This window comes from Streptomyces sp. BB1-1-1 (assembly GCF_031597775.1).
Lineage (GTDB): Bacteria > Actinomycetota > Actinomycetes > Streptomycetales > Streptomycetaceae > Streptomyces > Streptomyces thinghirensis.
This window is the reverse complement of the sequence record NZ_CP134203.1, coordinates 7880378-7906676: the sequence shown is the minus strand read 5'-3', so window position 1 is coordinate 7906676 and position 26299 is coordinate 7880378. Positions and strand designations below refer to the sequence as shown.

Annotated in this window: 23 protein-coding genes; 9 read left to right on the top strand and 14 right to left on the bottom strand. The window is 73.8% G+C overall.

All coding sequences use genetic code 11. The annotated features are described in order from the left end of the window. Positions 1 to 110 precede the first annotated feature (110 nt). Positions 111 to 860 (top strand): hypothetical protein, encoded by a 750-nt coding sequence (locus RI578_RS36275; protein ID WP_310875034.1) that lies wholly within the window; start codon positions 111 to 113, stop codon positions 858 to 860. 1 nt (position 861) lies between these two features. Here the strand turns inward: RI578_RS36275 and RI578_RS36270 are convergent, their stop codons facing one another. From RI578_RS36270 to crtI, 4 genes are read right to left on the bottom strand one after another with little or no spacing between them, the layout of a single operon-like run. Then, positions 862 to 1377 carry an MSMEG_6728 family protein gene (locus RI578_RS36270; protein WP_310875033.1) on the bottom strand — a complete coding sequence of 172 codons (516 nt, stop codon included), beginning with the start codon at positions 1375 to 1377 and terminating at the stop codon, positions 862 to 864. A gap of 16 nt (positions 1378 to 1393) precedes the next feature. Further along, on the bottom strand, positions 1394 to 2428 hold the full coding sequence (locus RI578_RS36265) for a DUF5914 domain-containing protein (RefSeq protein ID WP_310875032.1): 1035 nt from the start codon (positions 2426 to 2428) through the stop codon (positions 1394 to 1396). Next, positions 2425 to 3432 carry a phytoene/squalene synthase family protein gene (locus RI578_RS36260; RefSeq protein ID WP_310875031.1) on the bottom strand — a complete coding sequence of 336 codons (1008 nt, stop codon included), beginning with the start codon at positions 3430 to 3432 and terminating at the stop codon, positions 2425 to 2427. The genes RI578_RS36265 and RI578_RS36260 overlap by 4 nt, the downstream gene beginning before the upstream one ends. Beyond that, positions 3429 to 4946, bottom strand: coding sequence for a phytoene desaturase family protein (gene crtI, locus RI578_RS36255; protein ID WP_310875030.1), 1518 nt, complete (start codon positions 4944 to 4946; stop codon positions 3429 to 3431). The genes RI578_RS36260 and crtI overlap by 4 nt, the downstream gene beginning before the upstream one ends. Positions 4947 to 5337: 391 nt before the next feature. Here crtI and RI578_RS36250 point away from each other — a divergent pair, with 391 nt between their 5' ends. The 3 genes from RI578_RS36250 (at position 5338) to RI578_RS36240 (ending at position 9114) form a co-directional block, all read left to right on the top strand. Beyond that, entirely contained in the window at positions 5338 to 6540 is a 1203-nt protein-coding gene (locus RI578_RS36250) for a lycopene cyclase family protein (protein WP_310875029.1), read from the top strand. Between the two features lie 184 nt (positions 6541 to 6724). Further along, positions 6725 to 7564, top strand: coding sequence for a methyltransferase domain-containing protein (locus RI578_RS36245; RefSeq protein WP_310875028.1), 840 nt, complete (start codon positions 6725 to 6727; stop codon positions 7562 to 7564). Between the two features lie 77 nt (positions 7565 to 7641). Then, a complete protein-coding gene (locus RI578_RS36240; protein ID WP_310875027.1) occupies positions 7642 to 9114 on the top strand; it encodes an NAD(P)/FAD-dependent oxidoreductase in 1473 nt (490 codons plus the stop codon). A gap of 15 nt (positions 9115 to 9129) precedes the next feature. Here the strand turns inward: RI578_RS36240 and RI578_RS36235 are convergent, their stop codons facing one another. The 3 genes from RI578_RS36235 to RI578_RS36225 form a co-directional block, all read right to left on the bottom strand. Continuing rightward, a complete protein-coding gene (locus RI578_RS36235) occupies positions 9130 to 10011 on the bottom strand; it encodes an SDR family oxidoreductase (protein WP_310875026.1) in 882 nt (293 codons plus the stop codon). A 130-nt stretch (positions 10012 to 10141) separates the two neighbouring features. Then, positions 10142 to 11761 (bottom strand): NAD(P)/FAD-dependent oxidoreductase, encoded by a 1620-nt coding sequence (locus tag RI578_RS36230; protein ID WP_310875025.1) that lies wholly within the window; start codon positions 11759 to 11761, stop codon positions 10142 to 10144. Continuing rightward, positions 11754 to 12260: an SRPBCC family protein gene (locus RI578_RS36225; protein ID WP_310875024.1), complete on the bottom strand. Its 507-nt coding sequence runs from the start codon at positions 12258 to 12260 to the stop codon at positions 11754 to 11756. The genes RI578_RS36230 and RI578_RS36225 overlap by 8 nt, the downstream gene beginning before the upstream one ends. A 259-nt stretch (positions 12261 to 12519) precedes the next feature. Here RI578_RS36225 and RI578_RS36220 point away from each other — a divergent pair, with 259 nt between their 5' ends. Further along, a complete protein-coding gene (locus RI578_RS36220) occupies positions 12520 to 13683 on the top strand; it encodes a S1 family peptidase (RefSeq protein ID WP_310875023.1) in 1164 nt (387 codons plus the stop codon). Between the two features lie 134 nt (positions 13684 to 13817). On the opposite strand, the gene RI578_RS36215 is transcribed toward RI578_RS36220, so the two are convergent. Both RI578_RS36215 and RI578_RS36210 read right to left on the bottom strand, forming a co-directional pair. Then, positions 13818 to 14273: a hypothetical protein gene (locus RI578_RS36215; protein ID WP_310875022.1), complete on the bottom strand. Its 456-nt coding sequence runs from the start codon at positions 14271 to 14273 to the stop codon at positions 13818 to 13820. A gap of 210 nt (positions 14274 to 14483) precedes the next feature. Then, entirely contained in the window at positions 14484 to 15782 is a 1299-nt protein-coding gene (locus RI578_RS36210) for a cation:proton antiporter (RefSeq protein WP_310875021.1), read from the bottom strand. Between the two features lie 909 nt (positions 15783 to 16691). Here RI578_RS36210 and RI578_RS36205 point away from each other — a divergent pair. Then, positions 16692 to 17669, top strand: coding sequence for a terpene synthase family protein (locus RI578_RS36205; RefSeq protein WP_310875020.1), 978 nt, complete (start codon positions 16692 to 16694; stop codon positions 17667 to 17669). Positions 17670 to 17691: 22 nt separating this feature from the next. Here the strand turns inward: RI578_RS36205 and RI578_RS36200 are convergent, their stop codons facing one another. Beyond that, positions 17692 to 18303, bottom strand: coding sequence for a CAP domain-containing protein (locus tag RI578_RS36200; RefSeq protein ID WP_310875019.1), 612 nt, complete (start codon positions 18301 to 18303; stop codon positions 17692 to 17694). Positions 18304 to 18484: 181 nt separating this feature from the next. Between RI578_RS36200 and RI578_RS36195 the strand changes: the two genes are divergently transcribed. Continuing rightward, a complete protein-coding gene (locus RI578_RS36195) occupies positions 18485 to 18727 on the top strand; it encodes a hypothetical protein (RefSeq protein WP_310875018.1) in 243 nt (80 codons plus the stop codon). Between the two features lie 50 nt (positions 18728 to 18777). Here RI578_RS36195 and RI578_RS36190 read toward each other — a convergent pair whose 3' ends face one another. The 3 genes from RI578_RS36190 to RI578_RS36180 form a co-directional block, all read right to left on the bottom strand. Continuing rightward, on the bottom strand, positions 18778 to 19542 hold the full coding sequence (locus tag RI578_RS36190) for an ABC transporter permease (protein ID WP_310875017.1): 765 nt from the start codon (positions 19540 to 19542) through the stop codon (positions 18778 to 18780). Then, positions 19539 to 20414, bottom strand: a complete 876-nt coding sequence (locus RI578_RS36185) for an ABC transporter ATP-binding protein (protein WP_310875016.1) — start codon at positions 20412 to 20414, stop codon at positions 19539 to 19541. The genes RI578_RS36190 and RI578_RS36185 overlap by 4 nt, the downstream gene beginning before the upstream one ends. Positions 20415 to 20494: 80 nt before the next feature. Continuing rightward, positions 20495 to 21529: a polyprenyl synthetase family protein gene (locus tag RI578_RS36180; protein ID WP_310875955.1), complete on the bottom strand. Its 1035-nt coding sequence runs from the start codon at positions 21527 to 21529 to the stop codon at positions 20495 to 20497. A 730-nt stretch (positions 21530 to 22259) separates the two neighbouring features. On the opposite strand from RI578_RS36180, the gene ctaD reads away from it, so the two are divergent. Further along, positions 22260 to 23981, top strand: a complete 1722-nt coding sequence (ctaD, locus tag RI578_RS36175; protein ID WP_310875015.1) for a cytochrome c oxidase subunit I — start codon at positions 22260 to 22262, stop codon at positions 23979 to 23981. A 7-nt stretch (positions 23982 to 23988) separates the two neighbouring features. On the opposite strand, the gene RI578_RS36170 is transcribed toward ctaD, so the two are convergent. After that, positions 23989 to 25230, bottom strand: coding sequence for a cytochrome P450 (locus RI578_RS36170; protein WP_310875014.1), 1242 nt, complete (start codon positions 25228 to 25230; stop codon positions 23989 to 23991). A gap of 209 nt (positions 25231 to 25439) precedes the next feature. Between RI578_RS36170 and RI578_RS36165 the strand changes: the two genes are divergently transcribed. Then, on the top strand, positions 25440 to 26282 hold the full coding sequence (locus tag RI578_RS36165; RefSeq protein ID WP_310875013.1) for an MBL fold metallo-hydrolase: 843 nt from the start codon (positions 25440 to 25442) through the stop codon (positions 26280 to 26282). The last annotated feature ends 17 nt before the right edge of the window (positions 26283 to 26299 follow it).

The following is a 26299-nucleotide window of genomic DNA, read 5'->3' as shown; positions in this document are numbered from 1 at the left end:
CCATCACGTGCATGTCGCGGAGATCCGGGGTAGTCGGAACGTCCCGGTGCCAACACATCGGGAAAGCAAGGGATTTGACGGGAATGAGTAGACATGTGAAGGGGCTTCCAGTGCGCACCAGCAAAGTGGCAACCGCTGTGGCGACCGCGAGCGTCTCGGTCGCCCTACTGGCCGGCTGCGGCGGCGATTCCGGTGGCGAGAGCAAGCCGTTCGAGGGGCAGAGCGCCGACGACATCGCCGCGAAGGCGGTCGAGGCCACGCGACAGGCCAAGTCCATGCATGTGAAGGGCGACAACCGCCTGGAGGACGGCAGCACCGTCACCATCGACGTCTCGGTCGACCAGGAGAAGAACTGTCAGGGCACCATCGGCACCGGCGAGTCCACGGCCGAAGTACGGCACACCGAGGCGACCCTCTACCTGCGCGGCGACGAGCAGTACTGGCAGAACGCCCTGAAGCAGCAGCCCGACGCGGCGCGGAAGATGGCGCCGAAGCTCCAGGACAAGTGGGTGAGGATGCCGGCGAACGACGCCACGACCACCGGTGTCTGCGACAAGCAGGGCTTCATCTCCGCCATGGACGAGGACAAGTCCGAGCGCCAGGGCATGCAGCGCGGTGACACGACGGAGGTGGGCGGCGAGCGGGCCCTGAAGCTCACGAAGAAGGGCTCGGCCGGGGAGACCCTCGCCCTGTACGTCGCCACGGAGGGCGAGCCGTACATCCTGAAGACCACGACCGAGGGCGGCAAGAACCCGGGCAGCGTGACCTTCAGCGACTACAACAAGCCGGTGAGCCCCGAACAGCCGCCGGCCGACCAGACCGTCGACATGAAGGAACTGGCCGGCGAGCAGCAGGCCTGACCTACGGGGCGCCGCTCCCCGCCTCCCCGCGCTCCCGGTCCGAGGCCGGCCACACATAGGGCAGGTCGTCCGGGACTCCGGGAAACAGCTCGGCGTAGACCTCCGGATCCTTGCGCACCAGCGCCGACCGGTGGCTGCGGTGGAAGGCGTCGTCCCCGAGCCAGGGTGGCAGTTCCCCGGCGTCCGCCAGCTCCGGCTGGTCCCGCACCGGCTCGTGCGGGCGGCTCGCGGCGAGCCGCCCGCACGAGCCGGCGGCGAGCCCGGCGACGAGCGAGGCGGCGCAGCTGTCCTGGTGGCCCTGCTCGCGCCAGACCCGGCAGACCTCCAGGCCGTACCGGACGAGCGCCTCCTCGTAGCCCGTCCACATCCGCACCGCCGGGTGCCGGCGCCAGCCGTAGCCGGGCACGGTCAGGCCGCGCAGCACCTGGAGCGCCTCGACCCGCTGTTTGCCCAGCCGGCGGCGGTCCAGGACCAGCGCCGACTCCCGGAAGCCGGGGTGGGGGAGGAAGGTCTGCATGCCGGTGCCGCTCCGTTCAGCCGGGGAACTGGCCGCGCTCGCGCAGGTGTCCGCGGCGTTCGGCGTAGGCGAGGTCGTCGCGCCACAGGCGGCCGGCGGCGGCGCGCATCAGCGGGCGCAGGGCCGGTGCCAGTCGCCTGGCCACGGGGAAGCCCGGCCGGTCCGAGGTGGCCAGCACCGCCTCGACGACCGCGGTGCGCGGTCGGCCGTCCCGGTCCGGACCCAGCGGCGTGGCATGGCTCTCCACGACGGACCCCGTGCCCTCGCCGTCCGTGATGCGCATGACGACGGTGCGGGGCTCCGGCGCGGTGAACTCGGCGCGTACGGGCACGACGAGGCGGCCGGTGAGCCGGAAGGACACGTCCACGACGAAGCGGTCGTCGTCCTCGCCGGCGACCGCGGTGTCGCCGGATGTCTCATCGGGCGTCTCGACGACGGTGAGGTCCACGAAGGAGTACGGGTGGAACCAGGCACCGTGCCACGGGTCGAGCCGGTTGGCGACGACGTCCTCGGGTTCGCAGACCCCGACCCCGCGCCACACCGACGTCAGGGCCGTCGCCAACGGTGGCCTGCCGGGTACGAAGGGCGCGACCGTCGGCGTCTCCTCCCCCACCGCGTCCAGCCGTACCCACACCAGTACGCCGTCGTCGTGCACCGGCAGCGGCTCCCAGCCGGCGAACGCGGCACCGTCCAGGGCGAGTCCGTGCCAGTGGCACACGAGCGTGCCGCACCGCACCGGACTGTCGGCCAGCGGAGCGCCGAGGTGGGGACACGCGCCGGGTCCGCCCACCAGGCGCCCGCGCGCGTCGCGCCAGACGACGACCTCGACACCGGCGACCGTGCCGGACAGCGGGCGGATGGTCCGTACCTCCGTACTCGCGCCGAGGACGTACCAGTTGCCCGAGGGGCGTGCCCGGGCGCGCCCGAGAGCCGCGGCGATGAGGGCGGGGCGGGCCTCGCGCCAGGTCGGGCGCTGCTTCTGCCAGGGGACGGGGCGGCGGCGCAGCCGCAGGGGAAAGCGGCCCCGGCGGGGGCTGGGGTCGTGCCTCATCCGGCCTCCTTCACGGAGCAGGCGTCGCTGCGGCACGGCACCGGCGGCGTCCCGCGAGCGGCGCCGCCCCTGGCCCTCAGCCGGGCGGACAGCACTCGTACGAGCCCGTCGGCGGCCACGGTCGCGCGACGGCGGCGGCGCACCACCGCGCGCCGGTGCAGTACCGCGTACCCGCCGTCCGCGATGGCGTCGAGGATGCCGCGGTAGAGGACGTACGCGGTACGGATGCAGGGGCGTGAGACCGGGTCCAGCATCGCCAGCCCGGGTGCGGCCTCGCGGTAGACGGCGCGGGTGAGGTCGTCGGCGGCCCGCAGCGCGGCGGTGATGCGGGGGTCGTGGCGGCCGGTGCGCCTGCTCCACAGCAGCAGGTCCCGCTGGACGCCGTGCGCGGCCAGCAGGTCCGCCGGCAGGTAGATCCGCCCCCGGTCCAGGTCCTCGCCCACGTCCCGCAGGAAGTTGGTCAGCTGGAAGGCGACGCCCAGCGCGGCGGCGTGCGGCGCGGCCCGGGCGCGGGCCGTCACGGTGCCGAGCACGGGGAGCATCTGCAGGCCGATGACGGCGGCCGAGCCGTGCATGTAGGCGCGCAGGTCGTCGTAGGTGGCGTAGTCGGTGACCGTGAGGTCGCTGCGCATGGAGGCCATGAAGTCGGTGAAGTGCGCCGGGTCGATGGCGTACCGGGCGGCGGTGTCGGCGAGGGCGACCACCACGGGTTCGCCGGCGGGCCCGGCATCGGTCAGCGCCCGCCGCAGCTGCTCCTCGAGCCGGGTGAGGGTCGCCGCGCGTTCGGCGGTCGTCGCCCGGGCCCCCATGTCGTCGACGATGTCGTCCGCCCACCGCGCGAATCCGTACAGGGCGTGCACGGCCGGCCTGCGGTCCGCGGGCAGGAGGCGGGTCGCCAGGAAGTACGTGCGCCCGTGCCGGGCGTTGAGGAGCCGGCACCGGGTGTAGGCGGCGCGCAGGGCCGGGTCGGTGATGCCCGCCGCGTCCAGTTCGCGGCGGGTCATCGGCGCCCGCCCTTCGTCGCCGTACGTCGCGCCGGTGTGCCGGTGATGCGGGCGGCGGCCAGCTTCCCGGAGATCAGCACGGTCGGCACGCCCACCCCGGGGGTGGTGCCGCAGCCCGCGAGGACCGCGTTCTCCGTGCCGCGCACCAGGTTGCGGGGGCGGAAGGGACCCGTCTGGGCGAAGGTGTGGGCGACGGAGAACGGCGTGCCCGCGGCATGCCCCTGGGCGGTCCAGTCGGCGGGTGTCACCAGGCATTCCTCCTCGATGGCGGCGGCGAGGCCGGTCAGTCCCCGGTGTTCCAGGGTGGTGAGCAGACGGTCGCGGTAACGGGGCGCGAGATCGGTCCAGGCCCGGGCGTCCGGCCCGATGTCGGTGTTGGGGCAGGGCGCGAGGACGTAGTGGAGGTGTCGTCCCTCGGGGGCCAGGGTGGGGTCCCCGGCGGTGGGCCGGGTGATCAGCAGCGACGGATCGGTCATCAGGGTGCCGGTCCGGGTCAGTTCGTCGAAGGTCCGGCGCCACGCGGCGCCGAAGGAGAGCGTGTGGTGGGCGAGGTGCGGCCAGGTACGGGTGGTGCCGGCGTGCAGGACCACGGCGGAGGGCGCGTGCCGCAGCCCGACCGGGCGGCGCGGGCGGCGGCCCAGCAGCCGGTGGACGACGGGCAGGTCGGGGGTGAGGACGACGGCGTCGCAGGGGATGCGTTCGTGGGCGGTGACGACGGCGGTGACCCGGTTTCCGGACCGTTCCAGGCGGGTGACGTCCTGTCCGAGGCGCAGGTCGGCGCCGGCGTCGGCGGCGGCGTCCGCCATGGCGCGGGGCAGGGCGTGCATGCCGCCGCGGGGGAAGTACACGCCGGCCACGGTGTCCATGTAGGCGATGACGGCGTAGGCGGCCAGCGCGCGGGCCGGTGCGACACCGGCGTACAGGGCCTGGAAGGAGAAGACCCGTTTCAGCCGCTCGTCCGTCAGGAAGCGTCCGATACGCGCGTCCAGCCGGCCGAAACCGCCGAGGGCGGCGAGTCTGGCCAGGTCGGGCGTGAGCAGACCGAGCGGAGAGTCGAAGTTGGCGTCGATGAACCGGCGCATCTGCACCGCGTACAGCTGCCGGAGCCAGACGCGCAGCCGCCGGTACCCGGCCGCCTCCCGCGCCCCGGCGAACCGCTCCACCTCCGCCTCCATGGCGGCGGCGTCGGTGTGAACGTCCAGGGTGCCGCCGTCGGCGAAGAACGCCCGGTAGGCGGGGTGCAGGGGAAGGAGTTCGACGCGGTCGGCCAGCCGGTCGCCGACGGCGGCGAACGCCTCGTCGGCCAGATCGGGCATCGTCAGTACGGTCGGGCCCGTGTCGAGGCGGTAGCCGCCGAACTCACGCCGTCCGGCACGGCCGCCGGGCAGCGGGTCGCGTTCCACAACCGTCACCCGCCGCCCGGAGCCCAGCAGGTGCAGGGCGGCCGACAGGCCCGCGAGCCCCGCACCGACGACCACGACGTGGTCGGTGCGACCGGTCACCGTCCGCGTCATCGCGGGCCCTCCGCCGGGTGCGGCAGGTCCCGCGGCTTCTCCCGGCCGTCGTCGGCCGTGCTGGGGCGCATCCCGGGTCCTCTCGTCGTCGGCTGCGGCGCTGAGCCGTGTCGGGTACGTCGGCCGCTGCGCCTACTTCGACCGGGCGGCGCACGGTGGATGCACCGTCCGGCGTCGGCCTCGGTGGGTGACTCGGCGTCATGCCTTCCCCCTTCGCTTCCGGCCCGACGCCGCCGACGCCCGTTCCCGCCCCGCAGTCACCCGCCCGGCGGGCACCCGCCCCGGGCCGGCCAGCGCGCCGTGCGTCCAAGGGCGGCACGGGGACGGAATACTCCGGCGGAACCGAGCCCGCGCACGCTCTTCGTACAAACGGAAACGGAAGGAGGTGGCCGTGGTCGAGGCGGACATCGTCGTCGTCGGTGCCGGGGCGGCAGGTCTCTCCCTGGCGCACCGGCTCCCGGCTCACTCACCGCACGGCGCGGCGCCCTCCGTCGTCCTGATCGATCCGCCGCCCGGCCCGCTGCGGGCACCGCGGCGCACCTGGTGCTTCTGGGAGGCGGGCCCCGGCCGCTTCGACCCGGCGACGACGGCGTCCTGGGAGTGGCTGCGGGTACGGAGCCGGGACGGGGCGGTGGCCCTGCGGCACATCGCGCCGGCCCGCTACAAGATGATCCGCTCGGACGACTTCGAGGCGCTGGTCGACCGTGACCTGAAGGAACGGGCCGGGCTTCGGCGTCTGGAGGCCACCGTCGGCACGGTGACCACCCTGCCGGACGGGACCGCCTGGGTGCCGGCCAGGGACGCCACCGGGGCCGACGTCGGCCTGCGCGCCCGCTGGGTCTTCGACTCCCGCCCGCCCGACCGCCCGCCGCCCGCCCGCACCCGCCTCCTCCAGCACTTCCGCGGCTGGTTCGTCCGCACCGAGCGGCCGGTCTTCGACCCGGCGGTGGTCGATCTGATGGACTTCCGCACCAGGCAGCCGGAGCGCGGCCTGTCCTTCGGCTACGTGCTCCCGACCGGGCGGCACACCGCGCTGGTCGAGTACACCGAGTTCGGCCCGGCGCCGCTGACGTCCGCCGCGTACGACAGCGCCCTGGAGGACTACACGCGCCGCGTCCTGCGGACCGGTGCCACGGAGGTCCTGTCGACGGAGCAGGGGGTGATCCCGATGACCGACGCCGTGTTCGAGCGGCGGGCGACGGGCTCCGGTGCCGTCTTCCGGATCGGGATGGCGGGCGGGGCGACACGCGCGTCCACCGGCTACACGTTCGCCGCCGTGCAGCGGCAGTCCGACGCCGTCGCACGCGCCGTGCGCGCGGGCCGCCGCCCGGTACCGCCGCCCCCGCACCCGGTGCGCGCCCGGCTGATGGACGCGGTGCTGCTGCGCGCGCTGGACACCGGCCGGGTGGACGGCCCCGACCTCTTCTTCCGGCTGTTCGACCGCGTACCCGCCGGTCGGCTGCTGCGCTTCCTCGACGGACGGTCCCGGCTGTACGAGGACCTCGCGGTCGGGGTGCGCACTCCCGCCCTGCCGATGCTGCGCACGGCGGCCGAACTGCCGTGGCTGCCGCGCCGCCGCGCCTCCGTCCGTTGAGCGGGACCCGTCCGTACGCGTCCCGTCCGTACGCGACCTGTCCGTACGCGACCTGTCCGTACGCGTCCCGTCCGCGCGGAACCTGGGGCGGGCCCCCGCCCCCGTCCGTTGGCAACACCCGTCCGTTGGCAACACCCGTCTGTCAGCAACATCCGTCCGTGAGCCACCTGCCCCGGGAGTCCCGATGCCGCCCTTGCTGCGCGACGCCGCGCTGACCGCCGCCTTCGACCACGGCGCCGGCCGCTACGACCGCCTGGTCGCGCTCAACCCGGGCTACCACGCCCAGTTGCGCCGCTCCGCCCGCCGGCTCGGCCTCGCGGACGGCGGCGCCGGACGCCGGGTGCTGGACCTGGGCTGCGGCACCGGCGCCTCGACGGCGGCGCTGGCCGCGGCCTTCCCCGCCGCGGAGATCGTCGGGGTGGACGCCTCGGCGGGCATGCTGGACCGGGCCCGGGCCAAGCGCTGGCCGTCGCGGGTGCGGTTCGTACACGCCCCGGCGGAGGAACTGCACCGGGCCGAGGTGCACGGCCCCTTCGACGCGGTGCTCGCCGCCTACCTCTTCCGCAACCTGACCGACCCCGACGCCGTCCTGCGTACGGTGCACCGGCTGCTGGCTCCCGGGGGCAGGCTGGCGGTGCACGAGTACGCGCTCGGCGGGCGGCGCGTGGACCGTCTGGTGTGGGCCGCGGTGTGCCGGGGCGTCGTACTGCCGCTGGGCACGGCCACGGGCGACCGGGACCTCTACCGGCACCTGTGGCGCAGCGTCGTGGAGTTCGACACCGCGCCGGCGTTCGGGGCGCGGCTGGGCCGGGCCGGGTTCGCACGGGTCCGGGTCCTTCCGTTGCCCGGCTGGCAGACGGGCATCACCCACACCTTCCTCGGCCGCCGCGCCGGCGCGGAGACGGACCGTGCGGAGACGGACGGTGCCGAGACTCACGGCACGGAGGCAGGCGGTGCGCGGACGGGCCCGGTCGGGACGGGCCGGGCGCGGACCGGCGGCCCGCAGGCCGGTGGTGCCTCGTGAGCCGGGGCGGCGGGTTGCGGCCGCCGGGCCGGGATCGCCGCGCCCTGGCCGTCCGTCCGCGGGCAGGGCGGGGGCGGGTGGCCGGTGATCCGCCGTCCGTGGCGGTGATCGGCGGCGGCATCGCGGGCCTGGCGGCGGCGACCGTCCTGGCCGAACGGGGGGTACGGGTCGTGCTCCACGAACGCGAGGCCGTACTCGGCGGCCGGGTCGCCGGCTGGCCGGTCGACCTGCCCGACGGCACGTCCGCCACGATGAGCCGGGGCTTCCACGCCTTCTTCCGCCAGTACTACAACCTGCGGAGCCTGCTGCGCCGTTCCGACCCCGCGCTGGGGATGCTGACCGGGCTGCCGGACTATCCGCTGTGGCACAGCAGCGGGCTGCGCGACGGTTTCCGCCGGGTACCGCGCACTCCCCCGTTCAGCGCCCTCGGCTTCGTCGCCCTGAGCCCCAGTTTCGCGCTGCGCGACCTGCCGGCCATGCGGCCCGCCGCCGCCCTGCCGCTCCTCGACGTCCGTACGCGCCGCGTCCACGAACAACTGGACGACATCAGCGCCCACGACTTCCTCGACGCCGTCGGCTTCCCCGCGGCCGCGCGGCATCTGGCCTTCGAGGTGTTCTCCCGCAGCTTCTTCGCTGACCCGCGGGAGCTGTCGGCCGCGGAGATGGCGCTGATGTTCCACATCTACTTCCTCGGCTCCAGCGAGGGCCTGCTGTTCGACGTCCCCCGCGAGCCGTTCCCGAGGGCGCTGTGGGATCCGCTCGCGGAGCGACTGACGCGGCACGGTGCCGAGGTGCGGACGAGCACGTCCGTCGAGGCGGTCCGCCCCGGTCCGTCCGGCGGCCACCTGGTGGTCGACTCCGCCGGTGCCCGGCCGTACGACGCCGTCGTGCTCGCTCTGGACACCGGCGGTCTGAAGGGGGTGGTGGGCCGTTCACCGCGGCTCGGTGACGACGGGTGGCGCCGGCGGGTGGCGCGGCTGCGGACCGCTCCGCCGTTCCTGGTCTCCCGGCTGTGGCTGGACCGTCCGGTCGCGTCCGGCCGGCCCGGTTTCCTCGGCACCAGCGGCTACGGCTCGCTGGACAATGTCAGTGTGCTGTCCCAGTGGGAGGGCGAGGCGGGCCGCTGGGCCGCCCGCACCGGAGGCTCGGTCGTCGAACTCCACGCCTACGCCCTGCCCTCGACGGCCGTCCGGGAGGTCGAGGAGAAGCGCCTCGTCGACCAGTTGCACCAGGTGTACCCGGAGACCCGCGAGGCCCGGATCGTGGCCGCACGGCACGAGTGGCGGGTGGACTGCCCGCTGTTCACCGTCGGCGGCTACCGCGACCGTCCGACGGTCCGCACGCCCGACCCGGCCGTCGTCGTCGCCGGGGACCTGGTCCGTACGGATCTGCCCGTGGCCCTGATGGAGCGCGCCGCCACCTCCGGGTTCCTCGCGGCCAACGCCCTGCTGGAGCGGTGGGGCGTACGGGGGGAGACGCTGTGGACGGTGCCTGACCGGGGACGGTCGGTACTGCTGCGTGCCGTGGCGCGACGGTTCGGATCGAGCTGACCTGCGCGGGGCCCGCTACGCCCCCGTTTCCTCCACCGCGCGGTCGGCCCGCCCGCCCGCGCCGAGCGGACCGGTGGGGGCCATGGCGCCCTCGGCCTCCAGCCGGGGCAGCTCCCGGCGGGACAGCCGCAGGACCAGCGGCGGCAGGGTCGTGCGCCCCACCTGTGCCAGACGCAGCCAGCCGGGCACGTACACGGCGGTGCGACGTCGCTCCACGGCGCGCACCAGCCGGTCGGCGGCGTAGTCCGCCGGGAAGGTGCGGCGGGCCGGAGCCGGCATGTGTGCCCGCAACTCGCGCAGGACGGCGTACCGGTCGGCGTCACGGATCATGTCGGTATCGAGCCAGTTGAGGTAGGCGATGCCCACGGCGACCCCGTGGTGGGCCACCTCGGCGCGCAGTGAGTGGGTGAAGGCCTCCACGCCCGCCTTGGAGGCGCAGTAGGCGCTCATCATGGGGGCGGCGCCGAGCGAGGCCAGCGAGGCGATCTGCAGGTGGTATCCGGCGGTGCGGAGCAGGTCCGGCAGGAAGGCGCGGGCCGTGTGGGCGCTGCCGGTCAGGTTCACGTCGACCACGCGGCGCCACTCGGCCGGGTCCGACGTGGCGAACGGGCCGCCTTCCGCGATGCCCGCGTTCGCCACCACGACCGACGGCGGCCCCAGGCGCCCGCGGACCTCACCGGCCGCGTCATCCAGCGCGGCGGGGTCGGTGACGTCGGCCTCGACCGCGCACGCCGGAGTCGGCAGGTCCGCCGCCACGGCGTCCAGTCGCGACTTCTCGTGGCCGAGCAGGGCGATCCGGGCACCTCGGCGGGCGCACGCGTGTGCCAGGGCGGCGCCCAGTCCGCGCGCGGCGCCGGTCACCACGACGGTGCGATTCTGGAGGGGGCTGTCTGTCACCGGTCGGCCCCTTCTCGCGGAACACGCGGACGGTCGAACGCGGACGGTCGCAGGTGCCCGGTCGTACGCGGCCGACCGCATGGGCCCGGCGAACGCGGTCGGTCCCACACGGCGGGTCGCACGCAGCCGGTCATCGCTTGTCGCCGGTGCGGTCGCGTCGGGTGAGGGTGCGCTGTACCCGTGCGAGGCCGGCGAACCGGTGCTGACGCAGCGCGGCGCGCGCGGCGTTGGCGCCCGGCGCCCCGTGCACCCCGCCGCCCGGGTGGGCGCCCGCGGAGGCGAGGAAGAGGCCGGTCACCGGCGTCTCCGGCCGCCCGGTGCCGGGCACGGGCCGGAAGACGAGTTGCTGGTGAATGGCCGTGGTGCCGCCGTTGATGGCGCCGCCCTCCAGGTTGGCGTTCATGTTCTGGAGCGTCGGCGGGGCCAGTACGCGCCGGGCCCGGATCAGTGACCGGAAGCCGGGCGCGAAGCGTTCCACCTGGCGCTCGACGCGGTCGGCCATGAGCTCCTGCTCCTTGGTGTCCCAGCTGCCGGTGATGCCCTCGTCGCCCGCGTCGGCCCCGATGTCGTGGGGGACGTGGGTGTAGGCCCAGGCGGACTCGGTACCGCGCGGTGAGCGGGACGGGTCCGTGGTCGTCATCTGGCCGAACAGCGCGAAGGGGCGGTCGGGGACCTGCCGCATGGCGATCTGGGCGGCGAACCGGGTCAGCTCGTCGAGACCGTCGGCCAGATGCACGGTCCCGGCCCGCGCCGCGTCCTCGCACCGCCAGGGCACGGGGCCGTCCAGCGCCCAGTCCACCTTGAAGGTGGCGAAGTCCCACTGGAAGCGCCGCAGATCGGCGAGGACTTGGTCCGGCAGGTCCTCGGGCGCGACGAGATCGCCGTAGAGGGCGGGCACGGACACGTCCGCGAGGACGGCGCGCCGGGCGGCGACCGTCTCCCCACCGGCCGTGCGGACACCCACCGCGCGCCGGTCGCGCACCAGGACGTGCTCGACGCGCCGCCCGCAGCGCAGGGTGCCGCCCCGGGCGCGCAACCGGTGGACCAGGGCCGCGGTGAGGGCGCCGGAGCCGCCGACCGGCACGGGAAAGCCGTAGGTCTGTCCGAGCATGGACATCAGCCAGCCGAAACCGCCGCTCCCGGCGGCCTCCGGCGCGAGGTCGGCGTGCAGGGCGTTGCCGGCCAGGAGCAGTTTGCCGCCCTCGCCGCGGAACTCCTCCTCGCCCATGCGGCGTACCGGCAGCACCAGGGTGCGCGCCAGTCGCAGCCCGCCCCCGCCGCGCAGCCGCAGGGCCAGCCGGGCGCCGGCCCGGACCGGGGGGAACGGGGTGAAGAGTGCGTCCAGGATGTCGGCCCGGTACCGGTCCCACACCTCGTGCAGGCGTTCCCAGGCGGCGCCGTCCCCGGGCGCGAAGGCGTCGAGGGAGGCGGCGGTGGTGCCCACGTCGCGGTCGAGGACGGCGCACGTACCGTCGGTCAGGGGGTGGGCCAGCACATGGGGGGCGTGCGCCCAGCGCAGCCCGTGGTCCTGCAACCGCAGTCCGGCGAGGACCGGGGAAGCGGCGGCGAGCGGGTAGAAGGAGCTGAACAGGTCGTTGACGAAGCCGGGGGCGACCTCGCTGTCGTGGCGCACCGCCCCGCCCGGCTCGGGCTGCTCCTCCAGGACCTCCACGCTCCAGCCGGCGTCCACCAGCAGGTTCGCCGCCACCAGCCCGTTGGGGCCGGCCCCGATCACGACGGCGTCAGGCACGGCCGGCTCCGGGTCCGAAGTCCACGGACCCGGTCGACTCCGCCGGGTCCGGCCGGCACTGTTCCCCGGCCTCGGACTCGCACAGCTTCGCGAGCCGGGAGAGCATCGCACGGTGGCGCACCTGGATCAGCGCCTCGACACCCACGTTGTGCAGCAGGCCGCCGGGGCCGCGCAGCGGGTGTTCGTCCACGATCACCAGGCACTGCTCGCCCCAGGGGCGCAGCTCGATGGCGATCCGGGCCGTGCCGAGCCTGCCCGCCTTCGCCTCCAGTTCCAGCACTGAGCCCTCCACACAGTGCCGGACCACCGACTCGTTGTTCAGCCGCACCGGCCCGAGCCGCACCTCGTAGGCGATCGTCGCGCCGACCCGCGGCCACTGTCCGGTCTTGGGGATGACCTCCGACGGGCCCACCACCCACTCCACGTACCGGTCGCCGTCCGCGAGGACATCCCACACCGCCGCCGGACTCGCCTGGATCAACCGATGCCGAACCGCCACGCGTGCCTCCCACATCCAGAAGCCGTCACTGCAAGGACGCAGCACTGAGTGCCCCGTCCGGGACCGGCCAACCAGGGCAGGGTCTTCCGCCCTCTCCGTGCCGCCCCCTGCCGCCCTGCAACAAGCTCTCCGGAAAGCTCCTGCATTGGCATGGACCTGACGTTGCAGCCTGGCTAAGCTCGAAAGCAACCCGGTGAGAGCGCTCTCAGACTGCGGTTGTTCCACCCCCACCTTGCTGGAACGACGAAGGGCAACTCCCGTGAGACGCAGCAGACTCAGGCACCTCGGCCTGGCCACCCTCCTCATGCTCGGCAGCCTCACCGCGGTCGGCACGCTGCCCGCCTCGGCGGCCGACTCCCCCGCCGACTCCGCCAAGGACCCGGCCGCTTCCGCCGGCCTCCTGGACGCCATGCAGCGGGACTTCGGCCTCACCCGGGCCGAGGCCGAGGACCGGCTCGCGGCCGAACGCCGCGCCACCGACCTCGCACCCACGGCACGCAGGGCCGCCGGGGACGCCTTCGGCGGCTCCTGGTTCGACGCCGGTCGCGGGCGACTGACCGTGGCCGTCACCTCGGAGGCGTCGCCCGCGACGGTACGGGCCGTCGGCGCCACCGGTGCGCACGTCCGCACCGTCGAGCACAGCGCACGGCAGCTCGACGCCGCCAAGACGCGCATCGACCGCCTGGACGCGCCCGCCGGCGTCAGCAGCTGGCACGTCGACCCGGCCGCCAACGCGGTGGTCGTCGACGTGGTCGCGGGCAAGCGGGCTGACAACGATGTCCAGCGCTTCGTGACCCGGGCCCGCGAGGCCGGACCGGTCACGGTGCGCACGGTGTCGTCGGCTCCGCAGACCTTCGCCGCGGGCACGGTCGGCGGCGACCCGTACTACACCGGCAACGTCCGCTGCTCCATCGGCTTCTCGGTGCACGGCGGGTTCGTCACCGCCGGGCACTGCGGCGGTGCGGGAGGGGCGGTCCGCGGCTGGGACGGCTCGCACATCGGGACGTTCCAGGGCTCGTCGTTCCCGGGCAACGACTACGCCTGGGTCAGCGTGGGCAGCGGCTGGTGGACGGTACCGGTCGTGCTCGGCTGGGGCACGGTCTCCGACCAACTGGTGCGCGGCTCGAACGAGGCACCCGTCGGCGCCTCGATCTGCCGCTCCGGCTCCACCACCCACTGGCACTGCGGCACCGTGCTGGCCAAGAACGAGACGGTCAACTACAGCCAGGGCGCGGTGCACCAGATGACGAAGACCAGCGTCTGCGCCGAGGGCGGCGACTCGGGCGGCTCCTTCATCAGCGGCGACCAGGCGCAGGGCGTCACCTCGGGCGGCTGGGGCAACTGCTCCAGCGGCGGGGAGACCTGGTTCCAGCCCGTCAACGAGATCCTGAACCGCTATGGGCTGACCCTGCACACGGCCTGACCCCGCGCACGGCCTGACCCGGGGACGGCGGGGAGGACTTCGCCGGGAGACCGGCGGGGCCCTCCCCGACCGCCGGTCGGGCATCCGCCCCATCCGTCGGTCGGGCATCCGCCCCGACCGTCGGTCGCGCGCGGTCAGAAGTCGCCCGGGCAGGCGCCCGGCCCGGCGCCCGGCTCCGGTGCGTCGGGTCCGGTCGCCGTGGTCAGTCGGCGGTAGGCGGCCCGGGCATGGACCAGGCGGGCCAGTGCCGTGCCGACGAGGGCCGCGACGAGCAGACAGCCCAACCAGACCGCGTCCCGTCGGCCGGCCCACGTCAGCGTGCCGGCGGGCGGGATGGCGAAGCCGTTGAGGGACAGCCAGCAGAGGACGGCGGTCCCGGGGGCGGCCGTGAACCGGGCGCAGAGCCCGAGCAGGGCCGCCAGCAGGGAGAGCACGGCGAGCGCGAGTCCGGGGCGGCCCGAGCCCACGATGCCGTTGAGGAGGGCCACCAGGGCGAGGGCGCCGCAGAAGGCCCCCGCCCACACAAGCGGAGCCGCGACCGGCCGGGGAACGGGTCTGGCACCGCTGCCCAGGGGCACCCACTCGATCATGCTGACGGCTCCTTCCGGTCCCGGACGGCTCCGACCACACCGTCGGACACCGACCCTGCGGGCAGATTGTCCCACCGGGGTGTCCGGTGACGTACCGGCCGGGGTGGTGACCGGGGCTCACCGGCCACCGCCGCGACCGTGCCCGCGTGCCCTGCCCTTCGACGACCCTCGTACCGGCCGTCGTCCGAACCGCCGGGCTTCTGCCCCGCCCTACCGGTCGGCTTCCGCGTGCTCCGCGGGCGCGGCCGGGGCCGGCCCGGACGCCGGCTGTTCGCCCGCCTCCGCCTCCCCGCCGGAGCGGCCCCCCGGCGCCGTGGTGGGCGTCCTCGCCCCGGGGAGCATTCGGCCGGCGGCCCGCAGCGCGCCGGCGAGCACGTGCGCCCGTCCCGCGACGATGGGACCGAGGACGGCGAGGACGAGAACGTATCCGGCGATGAAGGGGGCGAGCCGCCCGTCGAGTCCGGCGCCCGCTGCCATGGCGGCCAGGATCAGCGCGAACTCCCCGCGGGCGACCAGGGTGGTGGCGATCTCCGCGGCGGGTTCGGAGCCGTAGTGGTACACCCGGGCGACGCACAGCCCGGCGATGACGTTCATGACGACGGTCAGTGCCGCCGCCGCGGCGACCGGGCCGGCGACGGAGGCGATGTCGCCGGGGTCGATGGCGAGCCCGAAGGCGAAGAAGAAGATCGCCGCGAAGGCGTCCCGGAGCGGGTGCACCAGTTCACGGATCCGCGGTCCGGAGGGAGTACCGGCGAGGATGAGCCCGACCATGAAGGCGCCGATGGCGTCGGCGACGCCCAGCACCTCGGAGACACCGGCGACGAGCACCGCGGCCCCGAGGAAGCTGATGACGAGCAGTTCGTTGTCCCGGGTCTCGATGAGGCGGCCCACGAGCCGGGTGCCGTAGCGGGCCGCGGCGGCCAGCAGCAGCAGGAAGCCGAAGGCCTTGCCCGCTTGGAGGGCCATCTCCGCGAAGCCTTGCGCACCCGCGATGATCGGCTGCAGGGCGGCGAGGTACAGCGCGAGGAAGATGTCCTCCACGACGATGACACCGAGGATGAGGCGGGTCTCCGGGCGGCCGATCCGGCCCAGGTCGATGAGGATCTTGGTGACGATCGCGGAGGAGGATATGCCGAGCACGCCGGCGAGCACCAGCGCCTCCCGCACGCCCCAGCCGAGGACGAACCCGAAGCCGAGGCCGGCGCCGACGTTGAGCAGCAGGTAGATGCCCCCGGCGGTCAGCAGCCGCTTGCCGCCGCTCTTGAGGTCGTCGAGGTGGAACTCCAGACCCAGATAGAACAGCAGCAGCACCAGTCCGAGGGCGGAGAGCATCTCGAAGTCGTGCGCGTCCTCGACCAGGACGAAGCCGGGTGTGTGGGGACCGAGCAGGATGCCGGCGAGCATGAAGAGGGGGATCGTCGGAAGTCCGATCCTGCCGCCGAGGCGGGCGAGGAACGCGGCGGCCAGGAAGGCGCCGCCCATGGCGAGCAGGGTGTCAGCGTGTCCCACGGGTCACCCCCTTCGACCGTGCGGAGGGTCGGGAGGGCTTCACTTGACGGGGGTGGATGCGGGTTCTCCTTCATCTGCGGTGCGTCATGCGTCGTGCGCCATGCGTCAGCTGCCGTACGGTCGGGCGTCGTTGACCGGTACCCCTGCGGTGACACCACTCCCGGGCCGAGCGGGGCGCCGACCTGGCCGCGGCGCACCCGGACGGGCGGGCGGCCCCGACCCGGGGCGCGCTCACGGCAGTACGCCACGATGACCACCGGCCGCCTCGGCACTCGGGGCGCGGACGGCACACCCGGAACGGACCACGCGGCAACGCCCGCAGACGGGCGAGATGGGGCTTTTCCGCAACGTCCCCCGGCCCCCGAAAAAGCCCCCGGGGCGCGGCGTCGCTCCACGGTCACACGCCGGACCGGGGCCGTGCCATCGGGGACGGCACCCATAACGTCCGGGCGTCGACACCCATCATCGGCCCGGGACGCGCGCCGCCCGGCGGACGAGGCGAGTACCCCGCTGTGCGGCCGACGGAGGTGCGCCGCGGCCGACTCGGGGATCCCGGCCGCGGCACACCCCGCCGCCCCGGTGCGGGAGGAATGCGCACCGGGGCATGTTCTGCGGCTTCCCCGGGTCGGCGCCGCGATACTGCGCCGGACGAGTGATGGTCGCCGCCGGTCAACCGGCGCGGTGCCCCAACCCTTTCGACTGACAGCCGCCGCTCGGCGGGCATGGCCTGTCGCCATTCGATCGGCCGGTTCTCCATGATCGTGAGCGAATCCCCGACCCTTTATCCGGAAGGTGTGTGCTGCCATGGGATCCCCCGCGTCCCGCGTATCCGGCGTGGAATTGCCGCCGGTCTTCTGTCCTTTCGAGTCCGCCATTCACCCCCGTGTCCGGCAGATCGAGAAACGAGCGGTGGAATGGATCGGCGACAGCGGCATGTGTGCCACCGAACGGGAACGTGCCTGGGCCGTGGCGACGCACAGCGCCGACTTCTTCGCCCGGTTCACCCCGGTCGCCGACGACGACCGGCTGCTGGCGGCGGCCCTGTGGGTGTACTGGGGTTTCGCCTTCGACGACGCCCGCTGCGACAGCGGACCGCTCAGCAGCCGGCCCGCGCAGTTCAACGCGCTGGCCGGCCAGGTGCAGCGGGCCTGCGAGACGGATTCGGCCGCGGGCACGGACCGGTTCGTCGGCGCCCTGCAGGACATCATGCGCCGCTTCCGCGGCTTCGCCCCGCCCACGCAGGTGTCCCGGTTCACGTACGCCCACCGCGCCTGGCTGTCGGGCGTGGCGTGGCAGATCGGCAACCAGGCGGGCGGCCGCATGCCCGGGCTGGACGACTTCCTGACGATGCGGCTGCTGTCGTCGGGCGGCGAACCCACCTTCGCCCTGCTGGAACTGGCGACGGGCGTCGAGGTCCCCGACCGTGAACTGCACCGGCCGGCCGTCCGCGCGCTGACCGAGATGGCCATCCTCGTGGCCGCCCTGGACAACGACCGGCACTCGCTGCACAAGGAGTTGGCGGGCGGTCAGGCCGACCAGAACCTCTACACGGTGCTGATGCAGGAGCTGGACTGCCCGCTCCAGGACGCGGTGACGGCCGGCACCGCGCTGCGGGACCGGGTCCTGCTGCGGTTCGTGGGGCTCCACGACCGGGTTCGGCCGACGGCGAGCGGCGAACTCGCCGGGTATCTCCAGGGGCTGCGGTACGGCATCCGCGGCAACAACGAGTGGGGGCTGCGGGTGCCGCGCTACCTGAGCGGCGGGCACTGGCCGGACGAGATGGACGACACGCTGCTGTCCTGGGCCGACGAGCCGTCCGACGTCCGTCCGGGGCCGCTGGAGGGCGCCCCGTCCGTCGCCTGGTGGTGGGACCCGGACCTCGCCTGACGCCTCGGCAGGTGCGGACGCCTCACCGGCCGGAGGCCAGGTCGAGGGTCCACCAGGGGCCGCCGGAGCCCTTCGCCCTGCCGACGCCCGCGTGGGTGTAGCGGCAGGTGAGGAGGATGTCGCGGTGCGGGGCGCTGCGCATCCACGCGGTGACCGCGGCCTCCGCGGTGTCGGACCCGGCGGTGACGTTCTCGCCGGCGGAGCCGACCCGGTAGCCGGCGGCCCGCATCCGGTCGGCGGGGCTGCTGCCGTCGGCTCCGGTGTGGGTCAGCCGACGGCTTCGCGCCATCGCGGCACTGTGCTTCCGGGCGGCCCTGCTCAGCGCCGCGTGCAGCCGCACGGCAGAGCAGCCGGCCTTCTTCCGCTGCCGGTTGACGGCGGCGACCATGCGGTCGTCCACGGCGCCGGGGCGGCCCGCCTGCGGCCGGGGCCCCTCGGCGGCGGCCGGGCCGGACGCCGCCGGACCGGGCGCGGACTGCCACCGGCCCGGCTCGGGCACCGGCCACAGGGGCGCCCGGTAGGGGGTGGGCGGGGTCGGTGCGGGCGGCGGCCCCGCCCAGGCGGGCACCGTGGCTGCGTGCAGGGCGGTGAGGACCGCGCAGAGGACGAGCACCGTCCGCCGCATCCCGGTCATATTGATTGCACCTTTCATTTCCGACTACTGCTTCAGTGACGTTCATCGCGTTTTCTGCTGGTGTATCCACCGCTTCATTCGGGGGAATTCAGCCTTTCGTTGGCGGCCCGGGGGAGCTGTACTGACTAGGCTGGCAATTGCCCGCTTCCCCTCTTTCCGTGAATCATTTCGGAGGTTTTTCATGTCGTTTTCGCTGCGCCGCGCCGTCGTGGTGTCCTTGGCCGCTTTGGCCCTGACGGCGGGCGGGGCCGTGTCGGCCGCCAGTGCCGCGCCGGTGTCGGCTCCGGCCGTCGCCTCGCCCGGCCCCGGCGGTGGTGGCGGCGGGTTCAACGGCGGCCACGAGCCGCCGATGCACTTCGGCCCGTTCGAGATCCCGAAGTTCGGCAGCGTCTCCGGCGGCTTCTCCTGGGGTCTGGCGCGCTAACCGGACCAGGCAGCAGGGGTACCCGGGTGAGGGCCGTCGGTGGACGGCCCTCATCGTCGTTTGAGCGTGGCGGCGCTGGCCACGAGCACCACGACCACGCATACGAGGATCAGCACCGCGTCCCGGACGAACAGCCCGGTGACGCCGTCGTGCGTGGCCGCCTCGCCCGCCGCCTGCACCGCGTACGTCATCGGCATCGCGCGGGCCACCGCCGCCAGCGCGCCGTGCATCTCCTCCCGGGGCACGAACAGCCCGCACACCAGGAACTGGGGCAGGACTCCGGCCGGCAGGAACTGCACCGCCTGGAACTCGTTGCGGGCGAAAGCGCTCACCAACAGGCCGAGGGCCAGGCCCAGCAGGGCACCGAGCATGGCGATGACCATCAGCAGATAGGCGGGGCCCTTGATGTCCAGGCCCAGCGGGCCCACCGCGAGCAGCGTGGACAGCACCGCCTGGAGGAACGCCAGGAACGCGAACGCGAGGCTGTAGCCGAGGACGATGTCCAGCCGCCGTACCGGCATGGTCAGCAGCCGCTCCGCGGTGCCGGAGGTGCGTTCCCTGAGCGTCGACACGGACGCCACCAGGTACATCACGATGACCGGGAAGATGCCGAAGACCTGGGGCCCGACCCGTTCGAAGGTCTCCTCGGAGTCGTGGAACATCAGCTTGAGCAGCACCATGAGCATGCAGGGGATGCCCAGCAGCAGGGCGGTGCTGCCGCGGTCGCGGGAGATCTGCTGCAGCACCCGTACCGCGGTCGCGGAGGTGATGCCGGGTGAGAACGGCAGCCGGTCGGTCAGGTGGGTGGCAGTCATGTGAGGGTGTCCGCAGCGAAGAAGGTGCGTTCGGCGTCGGGCGCGCCGGGCTGGTCGAGCAGGTGGGGCGAGAGGCCGTCGACGGCGTCGTGCTGCCGGGCCCGCGCCTCGGCCGCCGCCGCCGCCCTGACGAGGTGCAGGAACGCCTCCTCCACCTCGTCGCAGCCGGTGTGTTCGAGCAGGCTGTTCCGGTCGGCGCTGGCCAGGAGCCGGCCCGAGCGCATCAGCAGCAGCCGGTCGCAGCGGTCGGCCTCGTCCATGACGTGGCTGGAGACCAGGAGCGTGGTGCCCTCCTCGGCGAGCCGCTGGAAGACCAGCCACAGCTCCCGGCGCACCATCGGGTCGAGGCCGACCGTCGGTTCGTCCATCACCAGCAGGTCGGGGCGGTTCAGCAGGGCCACGGCCAGGGAGACCCGCGAGTACTGACCGCCCGACAGCCGCGCGACCGGCTGGTCCGCGTACGCCACGAGGTCCACCTCCTTCACGACGCGGACCACGGCGTCCTCCCGGTGCCAGCCCCGCATGCCGAGGGCGGCGGCGAAGTACCGCAGGTTCTCCAGGACCGTCAGGTCCGCGTACACGGAGGGTGCCTGGGTGACGTAGCCGACGCGGGTGCGCAGCGGCCAGGCGCCCGCCGCGTGGCCGAGCACCTGGACATGGCCGCCACTGGGCTGCTGGACGCCGACCACGCAGCGCAGCAGGGTGGTCTTGCCGCAGCCGCTCGGGCCCAGCAGTCCGACGATGCGGCCGCGGGGGATGGTGAAACTGACGTTGCGCAGCACCGATTGGGTCCCCCGGGCCACTTGCAGCCCGTAGGCGGCGACGGCCGGAAAGTCACCCGGAGGCGTTGCGCTGTGCTCGGTGTGCTGCACGGCTCCACTGTGTTTCGTCGGATCGGGGCCTCGGCGGGCAGCCTCGGCGCGGCCACCGGGGTGGCGTGGGAGGGTCCGGGTCAGGATTCGCGGCGGGTCATCGCCCAGGCGATGTCGTGCAGTTGGCGGTAGGCGTCGGCGGTCGGCCGGGCCAGCGACAGGGACCGCAGCGCGGCCGCCATCTGGCGGCGGGCCTCCTCCTCGGCCGCCTGCCGTCCGCCGGCCCGCTCCACGAGGTGACGCGCCAGGTCGATGCCGGCCTCGTCCAGTGGGTGCGGTGCGCGGTACAACTCGCGCAGCCGCTCGGCCTCCGCGCCCGGAGCCGCGAGGGCCGCCGCCACCGGCAGTGACTTCTTGCGCGCGGCGAGGTCCGCGCCGACCGGCTTGCCGCTGCGCGCGGTACGGCCCCAGATGCCGAGGATGTCGTCCGCGCACTGGAACGCCACGCCGAGTCGCCGGCCGAACTCCCGCAGGCCGCCGACCCGGACGTCGTCCGCGCCGGCCAGCACGCCGCCCAGCGCGCAGGCGCAGCCGATCAGGGCGCCCGTCTTGCCGGCGGCCATGTCCAGGTAGTCCGCGACCGACACCTCGTGGGCCTTCTCGAACGCGACGTCGTTGCTCTGCCCCTCCACCAGTTCCAGGAGGGCGCCCACGAGTTCCTGCACGGCTGCCTCGGCCCGCCCCGGCGGGGCCTGGGCCAGTGCGCGCAGCGCCGCGACCAGCAGCGCGTCTCCGGTCAGTACGGCGGCCGGGGTCCCGAACAGCGACCAGGCGGCGGGCCGGTGGCGGCGCAGCGCGTCGCCGTCGATGACGTCGTCGTGCAGCAGGGTGAAGTCGTGCACCAGCTCGACCGCCACGGCGCCGGGCACCGCGGCCGCCGGGCTCCCTCCGACGGCCACCGCCGACAGCAGGGTGAGCGCCGGGCGCACGGCCTTGCCGCCGCCGAACTCGGCCGCGCGGGGTGCGCCGTCGGCCTCGCACCAGCCCCGGTGGTACCGGGCCACCAGGCTCTCCGCGGCCGGCAGCGACTCGACCGCGGCCCGCAGGGCGGGCGAGAGCACGTCGTCGACCCAGTCCAGACGCGGAAAGGCACCTACCGGGGCCGAGTCGGTCATCTGCGACACGTACTGCTCCTCACGTTGGCAGGACACGTTGGCGGAAAGCGGAAACCGACGGCACTCGCACCGCGCCGGGTCGGCCGCACCGCCAGTCAATCGGCTGCCGCACCGCGGGGAGAGTCCGCGGCGCCCCACCCGGCGAAAGATCACCGGAGCAGCCCAGCTCTATGACCATGCACCCAGCCGACAATCACGCCGACCGCCCGCCACGGCTCCCGTCGACCGCCCCACGCGGTCCGCGGTGTCACGCGGTGCGCGATCCGCAGTCCGCCCCGCCGCGGGATGCGACGGGGCGGACAGTTGCGGACGGTCCGTCAGCACGGCGTGACTGCCATCAACTTCTCGAAGGAAGCCATGCAGTCAGGGCAGTGACGTGCCCGTTCACCGTCGGATGCTTCGATACGTTCGCGGAGCCGCTGTCCGCACAGGGTGGCCGCGGCCTGTTTGGCCATCACGTGCCACACCAACGCTCCGCCCGCCTTCTCCGGGCCCACGCACATTTCGTACATGATCGGCCTCCCAGCCTGGACGCCGCTGACACTCTCCAGGAGACACCGGATCGGCCGTCACCAGTACTGTGCGGGGGCCATTCGGGTGACGGCCGCTTCGTCCCTCCGAGGTGACGACACACCCGGACGGATAGAAACGATCAGCCAACCGGCCCTACATGGGTGGTCGCGTGACGTGGCGTCGACACAGGCTGCCGCGGGTCGGCTGCTCTGGTCGGATGGCGACACAGACCGAACCGATCGCGCCGGTCCCGGCGGCGGAACACCGCGGCAAGGGGCGGGTGGTCGTCTCCTGGCTGACCACGACCGACCACAAGCGCATCGGCCACCTGTATCTCATCACGTCGTTCGCGTTCTTCCTGATCGCCGGGGTACTGGCGATGCTGATCCGGATGGAGTTGGCCCGGCCGGGCCTGCAACTGCTCTCCAACGAGCAGTACAACCAGGCGTTCACGATGCACGGCACGATCATGCTGCTGCTGTTCGCCACCCCGACCTTCGCCGGATTCGCCAACGCCGTCATGCCGTTGCAGATCGGTGCGCCCGACGTGGCCTTCCCGCGGCTGAACATGCTGGCGTACTGGCTGTTCCTCTTCGGCGGTCTGATCGTGCTCGGCGGCTTCCTCACCCCGCAGGGCGCCGCGGACTTCGGCTGGACCGCCTACACCCCGCTCAGCGGGCCGGTCCGGTCCCCCTACCTCGGCGGTGATCTGTGGATCATGGGGCTGGCGCTGTCCGGGTTCGGCACCATCCTGGGGTCGGTCAACTTCATCACCACGATCATCTGCGTGCGCGCACCCGGCCTGACGATCTTCCGTATGCCGATCTTCGTCTGGAACGTGCTGCTGACCTCGGTCCTGGTGCTGCTGGCGTTCCCGGTGCTGGCGGCGGCGCTGCTGGTGCTGGAGGCGGACCGGCACTTCGGTGCGCACGTGTTCGACGCGGAGAACGGCGGTGCGATCCTGTGGCAGCACCTGTTCTGGTTCTTCGGCCATCCCGAGGTGTACATCCTCGCGCTGCCGTTCTTCGGGGTGATCACCGAGATCATCCCGGTCTTCGCCCGTAAGCCGATCTTCGGTTACATGGGCCTGGTCGGCGCCACCATCGCCATCGCCGGGCTGTCGGCCACCGTCTGGGCGCACCACATGTTCGCCACCGGTGCCGTGCTGCTGCCGTTCTTCTCCTTCCTGACGTACCTCATCGCCGTCCCCACCGGGGTGAAGTTCTTCAACTGGATCGGCACGATGTGGAGGGGGTCCCTGTCCTTCGAGCCGCCGATGCTGTGGGCGGCCGGCTTCCTGGTGACGTTCCTCTTCGGGGGTCTGACCGGAGTGATCCTCGGCTCACCACCGCTGGACTGGCACGTCACCGACTCGTACTTCGTCGTGGCGCACTTCCACTACGTCCTGTTCGGCACGATCGTGTTCGCGATGTTCGGCGGATTCAGCTTCTGGTGGCCGAAGATGACGGGCCGCATGCTCGACCACCGGCTGGAGAAGGTGCACTTCTGGACGCTGTTCGTGGGCTTCCACACCACGTTCCTGGTGCAGCACTGGCTCGGCGTCGAGGGCATGCCGCGCCGGTACGCCGACTACCTGGCCGTCGACGGATTCACGGCCCTCAACACCCTCTCCTCCGTCGGCGCGTTCCTGCTGGGCCTGTCCACACTGCCGTTCCTGTACAACGTGTGGAGGACCGCCAAGTACGGTCGGCCGATCGAGGTCGACGATCCCTGGGGCTACGGGCGCTCGCTGGAGTGGGCCACGTCCTGCCCTCCGCCCCGCCACAACTTCCGGGAACTGCCGCGCGTGCGCTCCGAGTCGCCGGCCTTCGACCTGCACCACCCCGGCCTCGCCCGGCTCGACCAGGCGGAGCAGACCGGGCGGCGCGACGCGGTGGAGCCGGGTGAGGGACACAAGGGCGGCGACCGTACGTCCTGACCCGGGGTCAGGGCACGCGTACGCCGGTGACGGCGAAGCCGCTGCGCGGACGGGTCGGGACGCGGCGCAGGGAGATGCGCAGGTCCTGCTCGGGGACCGTGTACTCCAGACGCGCCAGCCGCACCGCAAGGGACTCCAGCAGGCCCACGGTGACGCGCTCGCCGGGGCAGCGGTGACCGGTGGCCGGATCGCCGCCGCCCTGCGGGATCAGCTCGTCGGGGTCGGCGGGCCGTTCCAGGAACCGTTGTGGCCTGAAGGTGTACGGGTCGCCCCAGAGCTTCTCGTCGTGGTTCTGGCCGTAGACGTCGAGCAGCAGCATCCCGCCGGCGGGGACGGACTCGCCGTGCCAGGTCAGCTCCTTGACGGTCCGACCGCCGAGGAACGGGGCGAACGGGTAGAAGCGGCGGACCTCGTGCGCGAACGCCGTGGCGAACGCGCCGTCACCCGCGCGCAGCCGCTCCCGGTGGGCCGGCCACCGGTGCAGGGCGTGGGCGGCGAAGGCCACGAACCAGCTCACGGCTGCCGTGGGGCGCAGCACGTTCAGCAGTTCCACCGCCGCCGTCCCGGCGTCCAGTGGCGCCTCCGGCGCGTCGTGGTGCCGGGCGACCCGCTCCAGGACCGAGCCCACGGGGGCGGTGACCTTCCCGGACCGTACGTCCTCGATCAGGCGGGCCATACGGGCCTCCTGCCGGACGCGGGCGCGGCGGCCCCGCAGATGGCGGGGCCCTGGCGTGGCGAAGCCGTCCACCATGGCGATCAGGTCCCGCGCCAGTGGCTCCGCGTCGACGGCCTCCGCCGGGAGCCCGGCCCAGCGGCAGACCCCTCGGGTGAGCACCACGCCCGCCTCGTCGAACAGCACGACGCGGGGGCGTTCGCTCCAGGAGCGTGCGGCCTCGTCCCAGGCCGCGGCGACGTGCTCGGTGAGGTCGGTGACGCGGCCGGGGTCGAGCAGCGGAAGGAACAACTCCTTGCGGGCGCGGTGGGCGTCCCCGTCGAGGGTGTGGACCGCGCCCTGCCCGAACAGCGTGTCAAGCACGGGTGCGGGGATGGCGCCGTGGCGGTGGACGTTGCCCTCGTCGTAGAAGAAGCGCACCGCCTCCGGTCCGCGCACGGCCAGCGCGGGCTTGCCGAGCAGCCGGGTGCGCACCATGGAGTCCGTGCTGTCTCGCATGCGGTTGGGCAGCCAGGCGTACCCCTCGGTCAGCAGGGGCAGAGTGCGGTCCATCAGCGGGCGGCGGTGTGCGTCCATGGCCGGCGAGTGCCCCGGGCCGCCACGCGGACACCTGGCCCGTCCGGGCGGGTCGGCGGTGGGGCACGGCACGGGGCGGGGCGGGTGAGCGTGCGTGGGAGGGGTACTCCGTCCTCCCATGAGGACCCGGCCCGGGCATCCGGACCGGACAGGCACTCCCGGACAAGTACTGCCCAACAGGTACTCCCCGACAGGATCGGACCACCCCCATGTCGCCGTCCCCGGACGACTCCCTTCGGATCCACTTCGTCGGCAACGCCACCGTGCTGCTCCGGTACCGCGAGCTGAGCCTGCTCACGGACCCGAACTTCCTTCACCGCGGCGAGCGCGCCCACCTCGGGTACGGCCTGGTGAGCCGCCGTCTCACCGAGCCCGCGCTCGGTCCCGGCGATCTGCCGCGGCTCGACGCCGTGCTGCTGTCCCATCTGCACGGCGACCACTGGGACCGCAGGGCCCGGCGGCACCTGTCCCGGTCGCTGCCGATCGTCACCACGCCGCACGCCTCGCGCCGGCTGCAAGGCGTGCACGGGTTCCACCGAGCCGTGGGGCTGCGCACCTGGCAGGAGGAGACCGTGCGGCAGGGGGACGCCCAGGTGCGCATCACGGCGCTGCCCGGCCGGCACGCCGGGCATCCCGCGCTGCGGCGTCTGCTGCCGCCGGTGATGGGCAGTCTGCTGGAGTTCGGCCCGGCCGGCGGTCCGCCGCTGCACCGCCTCTACGTGTCCGGCGACACGCTGCTCTTCGACGGACTGGACGAGATCGCCCGGCGCTTTCCCGGACTGGACCTGGCCGTGCTGCACCTGGGCGGGACGACGCTGCCCGGCGGTTTCGTGGTGACCATGGACGGACGCCAGGGCGCGGAGCTGGCCCGGCGCCTCGATCCCCGGCTGATCCTGCCGGTGCACTACGACGACTACACCGTCTTCCGCTCCCCGCTCGACGCCTTTCTGGCCGAGACCGACCGCAAGGGCCTCGCGGACCGGATCGTGCACTGCCGGCACGGTCAGCGGGCCGTCCTCGGCCCGGACGGCGGGCCGCCCGCCGTGACCTAGGGGGTGACCGCCGCGAC

What these genes read in the sequence shown, in the direction of transcription:
- RI578_RS36270 (WP_310875033.1), bottom strand. Translation starts at nt 1,377, where the DNA reads ATGCAGACCTTCCTCCCCCACCCCGGCTTCCGGGAGTCGGCGCTGGTC.
- RI578_RS36265 (WP_310875032.1), bottom strand. Translation starts at nt 2,428, where the DNA reads ATGAGGCACGACCCCAGCCCCCGCCGGGGCCGCTTTCCCCTGCGGCTG.
- RI578_RS36260 (WP_310875031.1), bottom strand. Translation starts at nt 3,432, where the DNA reads ATGACCCGCCGCGAACTGGACGCGGCGGGCATCACCGACCCGGCCCTG.
- crtI (WP_310875030.1), bottom strand. Translation starts at nt 4,946, where the DNA reads ATGACGCGGACGGTGACCGGTCGCACCGACCACGTCGTGGTCGTCGGT.
- RI578_RS36245 (WP_310875028.1), top strand. Translation starts at nt 6,725, where the DNA reads ATGCCGCCCTTGCTGCGCGACGCCGCGCTGACCGCCGCCTTCGACCAC.
- RI578_RS36215 (WP_310875022.1), bottom strand. Translation starts at nt 14,273, where the DNA reads ATGATCGAGTGGGTGCCCCTGGGCAGCGGTGCCAGACCCGTTCCCCGG.
- RI578_RS36200 (WP_310875019.1), bottom strand. Translation starts at nt 18,303, where the DNA reads ATGACCGGGATGCGGCGGACGGTGCTCGTCCTCTGCGCGGTCCTCACC.
- RI578_RS36195 (WP_310875018.1), top strand. Translation starts at nt 18,485, where the DNA reads ATGTCGTTTTCGCTGCGCCGCGCCGTCGTGGTGTCCTTGGCCGCTTTG.
- RI578_RS36190 (WP_310875017.1), bottom strand. Translation starts at nt 19,542, where the DNA reads ATGACTGCCACCCACCTGACCGACCGGCTGCCGTTCTCACCCGGCATC.
- RI578_RS36180 (WP_310875955.1), bottom strand. Translation starts at nt 21,529, where the DNA reads ATGACCGACTCGGCCCCGGTAGGTGCCTTTCCGCGTCTGGACTGGGTC.
- ctaD (WP_310875015.1), top strand. Translation starts at nt 22,260, where the DNA reads ATGGCGACACAGACCGAACCGATCGCGCCGGTCCCGGCGGCGGAACAC.
- RI578_RS36170 (WP_310875014.1), bottom strand. Translation starts at nt 25,230, where the DNA reads ATGGACGCACACCGCCGCCCGCTGATGGACCGCACTCTGCCCCTGCTG.
- RI578_RS36165 (WP_310875013.1), top strand. Translation starts at nt 25,440, where the DNA reads ATGTCGCCGTCCCCGGACGACTCCCTTCGGATCCACTTCGTCGGCAAC.